General features: G+C 71.9%; 6 protein-coding genes. 4 read left to right on the top strand and 2 right to left on the bottom strand.

Going from position 1 to position 7,315, the window contains the following annotated elements:
• Window positions 1–37 precede the first annotated feature (37 nt).
• A complete protein-coding gene (locus OHA99_RS16745; protein ID WP_007451947.1) occupies window positions 38–1,078 on the top strand; it encodes a MupA/Atu3671 family FMN-dependent luciferase-like monooxygenase in 1,041 nt (346 codons plus the stop codon).
• A gap of 14 nt (window positions 1,079–1,092) precedes the next feature.
• Complete coding sequence (locus OHA99_RS16740; RefSeq protein WP_087790061.1) at window positions 1,093–2,037, top strand: TauD/TfdA family dioxygenase; 945 nt, start codon at window positions 1,093–1,095, stop codon at window positions 2,035–2,037.
• A gap of 56 nt (window positions 2,038–2,093) precedes the next feature.
• Here the strand turns inward: OHA99_RS16740 and OHA99_RS16735 are convergent, their stop codons facing one another.
• Entirely contained in the window at window positions 2,094–2,741 is a 648-nt protein-coding gene (locus tag OHA99_RS16735) for a response regulator transcription factor (RefSeq protein ID WP_153178664.1), read from the bottom strand.
• Window positions 2,726–3,943 (bottom strand): sensor domain-containing protein, encoded by a 1,218-nt coding sequence (locus OHA99_RS16730; protein ID WP_366472265.1) that lies wholly within the window; start codon window positions 3,941–3,943, stop codon window positions 2,726–2,728. Before OHA99_RS16730 ends, OHA99_RS16735 begins: the two co-directional genes overlap by 16 nt.
• Before the next feature lie 126 nt (window positions 3,944–4,069).
• Between OHA99_RS16730 and OHA99_RS16725 the strand changes: the two genes are divergently transcribed.
• Both OHA99_RS16725 and OHA99_RS16720 read left to right on the top strand, forming a co-directional pair.
• Window positions 4,070–4,840 carry an ABC transporter ATP-binding protein gene (locus tag OHA99_RS16725; RefSeq protein ID WP_153178663.1) on the top strand — a complete coding sequence of 257 codons (771 nt, stop codon included), beginning with the start codon at window positions 4,070–4,072 and terminating at the stop codon, window positions 4,838–4,840.
• Between the two features lie 5 nt (window positions 4,841–4,845).
• Window positions 4,846–7,257 carry an ABC transporter permease gene (locus tag OHA99_RS16720; RefSeq protein WP_164383796.1) on the top strand — a complete coding sequence of 804 codons (2,412 nt, stop codon included), beginning with the start codon at window positions 4,846–4,848 and terminating at the stop codon, window positions 7,255–7,257.
• Window positions 7,258–7,315: the final 58 nt, after the last annotated feature.

The raw sequence follows: 7,315 nt of genomic DNA, 5'->3' as shown, positions 1-7,315 counted from the left end.
CCCGCACCCGAATCCCGGACCACCCGAAGGACCGTCCATGGACCTGAGCCTGTTCTATTTCGCGCACGACTCGACCGCGCCGGGGGAGGCCGGCCGCTACGAGCTGCTGATCGAGGGGGCGAAGCTCGCCGACCGGTCGGGCCTGGCCGCCGTATGGACCCCCGAGCGGCACTTCGACCCCTTCGGCGGGGCCTACCCCAACCCGTCCGTGCTCGGCGCCGCCGTGGCGATGTGCACCCAGCGGGTGGGCATCCGGGCGGGCAGCGTCGTCGCCCCGCTGCACCACCCGGCGCGGATCGCCGAGGAGTGGTCGGTGGTCGACAACCTGTCCGGCGGCCGCGCGGGCGTCGCCTTCGCCTCCGGCTGGAACACCGTGGACTTCGCGCTGCGCCCGGAGAACCACGCCGACCGCCGCGCCCTGGTCCGCGACACCGCCGAGGAGGTGCGCCGGCTGTGGCGCGGCGAGGCCCTGTCCACCACGGACGGGCTCGGCCGGCCGGTCGACATCCGCGCCTACCCGCCCGCCGTCCAGCCCGAGCTGCCGGTGTGGCTGACCTCGGCCGGCGGCGTCGACACCTTCCGGGCCGCCGCCCGGATGAAGGCCGGCATCCTGACCCATCTGCTCGGCCAGTCCCTGGAGGAGGTCGCCGGGAAGATCGCCGAGTACCGGCGGGTCGCCGCCGAGGAGCACGACGGCTGGTCCGGTCATGTCGTGCTGATGCTGCACACCCTGCTCGGTGACGACCTGGACCAGGTCCGCGAGCAGGTGCGGGAGCCCTTCACCCACTACCTGAAGAGTTCCGCCAACCTCACCGCCAAGTCGTTCACCGGCAAGGACACGGACCTGTCCCAGCTCAACGCCGACGACATGGACTACCTCGCCGCCCGGGCCTTCGACCGCTACTTCGAGAGCGGCGGCCTCTTCGGCAGCGTCGAACGGGCCGCCGAACTGGTGCCGCGCGTACAGGCGCTGGGCGTCGACGAGATCGGCTGCCTGGTGGACTTCGGCGTGGAGCCGAGGGCCGTACTCGAAGGCATCGAGAAGCTCGGCAAGCTGAACGAGACCATCTCCCGATAGGAGCAGGAGACGTCATGAGCACCACCCTGAGCGAGAACCCCACCTGGGCCCCGCACGAGATCACCGAGGACGGGGCCGGCGGCCGTGACCTGGCCGCGCACCTGACCGGCCTGGGCGCCGAGGGCCTGACCGATCTGCTGACCGAGCACAAGGCGCTCGTCTTCCGCGGCTTCGGGGTCACACCGGAATCCATCGACCCGGTCCTCGACCGGCTGCTGCCGACCCGGCTGCCGTACGTGCACGGCAACTCGCCGCGCACCCGGGTCAAGGGCAACCTGTACACCTCGACCGAGTACCCGCAGCGCTTCACCATCTCGATGCACAACGAGCTGAACTACGCCCGCCGCTGGCCGTCGCGGCTCGCCTTCTACTGCGAGAAGGCCGCCGAGTCGGGCGGCGCGACCCCCGTCGTGGACGGTGAGCTGTGGCTCGCCTCCCTGCGTCCCGAGGTCCGGGAGGCGTTCGCGGGCGGCATCCGCTACGTGCAGAACCTGCACGACGGCTACGGCCTCGGCAAGAGCTGGCAGGACACCTTCGAGACCGACGACCGCGCCGAGGTGGAGCGCTACCTGAAGGCCGCGGAGGCCGAGTGGGAGTGGGGCCCCGACGGCATCCGCGTCGTCCAGCACCGCAAGGCCACCACCACGCACCCGGTGACGGGCGTCGAGGTCTGGTTCAACCAGGCCGACCAGTGGCACCCGGCCGGCCTCGGCGACGAGACCTCCAAGGAGCTGTACGACATCCTGGCGCCCGAGGAGTTCCCGCAGTACGTCACCTTCGCGGACGGCGGCCTCATCCCCGACGAGTACGTCACGCACATCCGTGACGTCGGCCTGGAGCTGGCCGTGGACGTGGACTGGCGCGAGGGCGACGTCCTCGTCATCGACAACGTCCTCACGGGCCACGGCCGCCGCCCCTTCGAGGGCACCCGACGCATCCTGGTCGCCATGTGCGACTGAGCGGCCCCCCGCACGGCGGCCCCCGGGGACGGAAGACTCCCCGGCGGGCCGCCGTGTCACGCCCGCAGGTACGCCAGTACCGCCAGCACCCGGCGGTGCCCCTCGGTGTCCACCGGGAGGTCCAGCTTGGTGAAGATGTTGCCGATGTGCTTGTTCACGGCCGCCTCGCTGATGAACAGCTGCTTGGCCAGCGTCGCGTTGGTGCGGCCCTGCGCGATCAGTGAGAGCACCTCGCGTTCCCGGGCGCTGAGCCGCTCCAGCGGGTCCTGGCGCAGTTGGACCAGCTGCTGGATGACCTCGGGGTCCACCACCGTCCCGCCGGCCGCGACCCGCTCGATCGCGGCCGTGAAGTCCGCCACCGCGCTCACCCGCTCCTTGAGCAGATAGCCCACCCCGGCACCGCCGCCCGAGTCCAACAGCCGCAGCGCGTACGAGCGTTCCACGTACTGGCTGAGCACGAGCACGGGCAGCCCGGGGAACTCCGCCCGCAGTTCGACCGACGCCCGCAGCCCGTCGTCGCCGAGCGACGGCGGCATCCGCACGTCCGTGACGATCAGGTCCGGGCGGTCGGCGCGGACCGCCGCGAGCAGGGCGTCGGCGTCGCCGACCGCCGTCACCACCTCGTGTCCGACCCGCTCGAGCAGCCCGACCAGCCCTTCGCGCAACAGAACGGCGTCCTCGGCCACGATCAGGCGAAGCGACACGGAACCTCCACGTGCAACAGGGTGGGACCACCGGACGGACTCGACACCCGCATCCGGCCGTCGAGGGCGGTGACCCGGTCCGCGAGCCCCGTCACACCACTGCCCGCGGGATCCAGCCCGCCTTGGCCGTCGTCCTTGATGTCGAGAACCAACAGATCGGAATGATAGCGACCGTGCACCGCGGCGGTCCTGGCACCGCTGTGTTTGGCGATGTTCGTCATGGCCTCGTTGATCAGGTAGTACATCGTCGTCTCCAGCTTCCTGGGCAGCCGCTCGGGCAGGTTCAGATCGACCGTCACCGGGATCGGGAAACGGCCCGCGTAGTCCTCGATGGCGGCGACGAGCCCGTGATCGGCGAGCACCGGGGGATTGAGCCCCCGGATCAGGGCCCGCAGCTCCTGGTGGGCCGTCGACAGCTGACGCTCGGCCCGGGTGAGCAGCTCGTCCTGCGGCGATCCCGGCTCGACGTCCAGGCGCATCAGGCCCAGCGTCATGCCCAGCGACACCAGATGCTGCTGGGCCCCGTCGTGCAGGTCGCGCTCGATGCGGATTCGCTCGGCGTCGAAGGAGTCCAGCAGCCGCGACTGGGAGGCGCGCACCTCGCGCAGCTCCTCGCCCAGCTCCCGGTCGCGCGGGGCGAGGAAGGAGCGGGCCATGGCGGCGCGCGCGCCCGCCCACGACGTCACCGTGTACGGCGTCGAGAGCAGCACCAGCACGCCGAACACCGTCCACGGCCAGGTCTCGCCGTCGGTCGAGGCGATCGTCGTGGCCGGCAGTCCGAACGAGAAGCCGAGCACCATCAGGTCGAGCCACCACAGGGCGACCGCCGACAGCAGCGTGAACATCAGCTCCCGCCACGTCGCCTGCTCCTTGAGCCGGGTGGCGACCCAGCCGCGCAGCCCCGGGGCCTCCGGGGCGCGGTGCGGGTCGCTGACCCGGTCGAGGTCGACCAGACGCAGCCGGCGGCGCTCCACCGTGGCGACCACGGTGGAGGTGAAGACCAGGCCGACCAGGGGCGCGACACCGATCAGCACGACCAGGAGGACCAGGCCCGCAGCCAGGCCGAGGGCGAAGAAGAGCACCGCCGCGGCCCCGACCAGGACACCGCCGCTCAGATACGCGAGGGACCGCCAGGGCCAGCTGGAGGTCAGGAAGCTCAGCGGGCGCTGGGCCATGGCCTGCCAGGCCGTTGTGGGTTGCATACGGCCAACGTAACCACGGCGTCTCTCGCGGATCTCCGAGAACGCGGGAGAGGTAGAGCTGCCTCTACCCCAGGAGTAGAGAGCGGGTCAGTGCCCGGACCCCCTCCGGTGCAGTGGAATCTGAGCATGACGACGACGAGCCACATCACCCCCACGCAGGACGCGGTCGAACTCCACGCGGTGCGCAAGGTCCACGGCACCGGCGGACGGCAGGTCACCGCCCTGGACGGCGTGTCGCTCTCCTTCCGGCGCGGCACCTTCACCGCGATCATGGGCCCCTCCGGTTCCGGCAAGTCGACCCTGCTCCAGTGCGCGGCCGGCCTCGAGCAGCCGTCGGACGGGCAGATCGTCCTGGCCGGCGTGGACATCGGCCGGCAGAACGAGATGCAGCGCACCGAACTGCGCCGCAAGCACGTCGGCTTCGTGTTCCAGGCCTTCAACCTGGTGGAGTCCCTGACCGCGGCGCAGAACGTCGAGCTGCCCTCCCGGTTCGCCGGCCGCAAGGTCAGCCGCGAGCAGGTCTCCGCGGCGCTCGCCTCCGTGGGACTGGCCGACCGCGCCGGGCACCGCCCCAGCGAGATGTCCGGTGGCCAGCAGCAGCGCGTCGCCCTCGCCCGCGCCCTCGTCACCCGGCCCGACGTCCTCTTCGCGGACGAGCCGACCGGCGCCCTGGACACCGCCACCTCCCGCGAAGTGCTGCGGATGATGCGGATGCTGGTCGACCAGGAGGGCCAGACCACCCTGATGGTCACCCACGACCCGGTGGCCGCCGCCCACGCCGACGTCGTCGTCTTCCTCAAGGACGGCCGGATCGCCGACCGGATCCACCTCGACCAACAGGCCGGCGCCGACAACGCCGCCGCGATCGCCACCCACATGGCCCGGCTGGAGGCCTGACCCTCATGCTGATCCTCGCGAACGTCCGTGAACGCTGGTCCGGTTTCCTCGGCGCCTTCGTCGCCGTCCTGGTCGGCGTGGCACTGATCACCACCACCCTGGTCATCTACGACTCCGCCCGCGCCAAGGTGCAGCCCCGCTACGAGGGCACCACGGCCCTCGCCCTGCCGCCGCAGGCCGTCGACGCCGACGGCAGCCCCGAGGACCGGATGCCGTGGAGCGCCTCCGAGGCCGAACCGCTCGTCTCCGGCCTGGAGAAGATCCCCGGTGTCGCCGACGCCGTGGTCGACCGCTCCTTCTACGCCCAGGCGATCAGGAACGGCGAGCCCGTCACCGACGAGGGCGCCGACGAGTCCGGGCACGGCTTCGGCAGCGCCCGGATGGCGCCGTACAAGCTGGTCTCCGGCCGTGCTCCCGCCGCCGCGAACGAGGTCGTCGTCGACCGCGACCTCGGCGCCGCCGTGGGCAGCGAGCTGACCGTCAACATCACCGAGGGCCGCGAGCAGTTCCGGGTCGTCGGCACGGTGGACGGCCCCGGCTACTACTTCAGCGAGCAGTTCGCCGCCGAGCAGCAGCCGGGCGTGGCCGCCATCGCCCTGGTCCCCGGCAAGGACGCCGACACCGGCGCGATCGTCTCCGGCGCGAAGAAGGTCGTCGGCGACAAGGGCAGCGTGGTCTCCGGCGACGGCCGGTCCGAACTCCAGCCCGAGTACATCGAGCACAAGCGCTTCCTGGGCGTCCAGCTGATCAGCGCCATGGCCCTCCTCGGCCTGTTCACCACCGTGTTCGTGGTCGCCTCCATGCTGGTCCTGTCCACCGGGATGCGCCGCCGCGAGATCGGTCTGCTGCGCACCATCGGCGCCTCGCCGAAGCAGATCCGGCGCATGATCCTCGGCGAGGCCGCCGTGGTCGGGCTGGCCGGCTCGATCGCCGGCTGCCTCGTGGGCATCGCCGCCACGCCGCAGCTGCTCTCCATCCTCAAGGGCCTGGACGTCACACCGCCCGGCATGGAGATCGACGTCGCCGCCTGGCCGCTGCTCACCGGCGCCCTCGTCGGCATCGGGGTCAGCGTGATCGGCGCCTGGAGCGCGGGCCGCAAGGCCGCCAAGGTCGCCCCCATCGAGGCGCTGCTCGACAGCCGCTCGGCCAACACGGGCATGGGACGCGGGCGTTGGATCGCCGGCCTCACCGTGCTCGGCCTGGGTGTCCTGCTCGCGATCGGCACCGCCACCTCCACCGCGGACAACCGCATCAACATGGCGATCGCCGCCACCATGACGCTGATCGTCGCCGCGGCCCTGCTCACCCCGGTGTTCGTCGGACCGGTCGGCCGGTTCCTGACCGCGCCGTTCCAGCGCGGCGGCAAGGCCGCCCCGGTCCTCGTCCGGGCCGAGCTGGTCGCCAACCCGCGCCGCGCCGCCTCGCTGGTCGCCCCGGTGATCGCCGCCGTCGGCTTCGCCGTCCTGCTCAGCGGCATGGTGTCGACCATGCGGGTCGCCTACCCGGCCGGTGAGGCGCTGAAGGTCGCCGGCCAGACGATCGTCACGCCGGACGGCACCCCCGGCAACACCGACGAGGTCGTCGCCGCCAACCCCGTGGGCAAGGCGGCGCTGCCGACCCGGGCCTTCGTCGACACGACGTCCGGCAAGAACGGTGAGAAGGGCGAGGAGGCCGGGTCGTACACCGTCCTGGACGTCCTCGGCAGCCGGAACGCGAAGTGGAACAAGCCCGGCGAGGCGGTGCTCGGCGAGAAGACGGCCGGTGCCCTCGGTCTGAAGGAGGGCCAGGAGGTCCCGGTCCGGTTCGCGGACGGCGCGACCGTCACGCTCCGCGTCTCCCAGGTGCTGCCCGACGACCCGGCCCGCGGAGACTTCGTGGTCGCCCGTGACCTGGTCCGCGCCCACGACCCGGCCGCGCTCACCGACGACATCTTCGTCCCCGGCGACGCCAAGGCCTCGGCCGCGGTCCCCGGAGTCGCCCTGCACGACGCCGCCGAGTACGCCCTGGCCGACTACAACACCGACGCCAAGCTCACCGAGTCCCTCGCCATGATGCTGATCGTCATCGCCGTCGGCTACAGCGTCATCGCCGTCGCCAACTCCATGGCCATGGCCGCGCACGGCCGGCGCCGCGACTTCGGTGTGATGAAGTCGGCCGGCGGCACCGTCCGCCAGCTCCTGTTCACCTCGGCCGGCGAGACCACCCTGGTCATCGTCATCGGCGCCGCCCTCGGCGTGCTGGTGACCCTGCCCCCGCTGGCCGGCATGGCGGCCGGACTCTCCGAGTCCACCTCGTCGGACGTCGGCCTGCACCTGAACTCGGGCGTCGTGGTCCTCGCCATCATCGGCACCCTGGTGGCGGCCCTGTGCGCGGGAGTCGCGGTCACCTCGAAGACGCTGAAGCGGCAGGCGGTCTGAGACCGTACGAGCACCCGGCACGACGACGAAGCGGCGGCCCCGGACATCCCGGGGCCGC

The sequence above is a fragment of the Streptomyces coelicoflavus genome (genome assembly GCF_045041415.1).
Taxonomy (GTDB): Bacteria; Actinomycetota; Actinomycetes; order Streptomycetales; family Streptomycetaceae; genus Streptomyces; species Streptomyces coelicoflavus.
Note: the sequence above shows the minus strand (reverse complement) of the source record. Positions and strands in the feature narration are given on the sequence as shown.

Bases quoted from the DNA above. Each gene is read 5' to 3' on its own strand.
- OHA99_RS16745 (WP_007451947.1), top strand. From the start codon at position 38: ATGGACCTGAGCCTGTTCTATTTCGCGCACGACTCGACCGCGCCGGGG.
- OHA99_RS16740 (WP_087790061.1), top strand. From the start codon at position 1,093: ATGAGCACCACCCTGAGCGAGAACCCCACCTGGGCCCCGCACGAGATC.
- OHA99_RS16730 (WP_366472265.1), bottom strand. From the start codon at position 3,943: ATGCAACCCACAACGGCCTGGCAGGCCATGGCCCAGCGCCCGCTGAGC.
- OHA99_RS16725 (WP_153178663.1), top strand. From the start codon at position 4,070: ATGACGACGACGAGCCACATCACCCCCACGCAGGACGCGGTCGAACTC.
- OHA99_RS16720 (WP_164383796.1), top strand. From the start codon at position 4,846: ATGCTGATCCTCGCGAACGTCCGTGAACGCTGGTCCGGTTTCCTCGGC.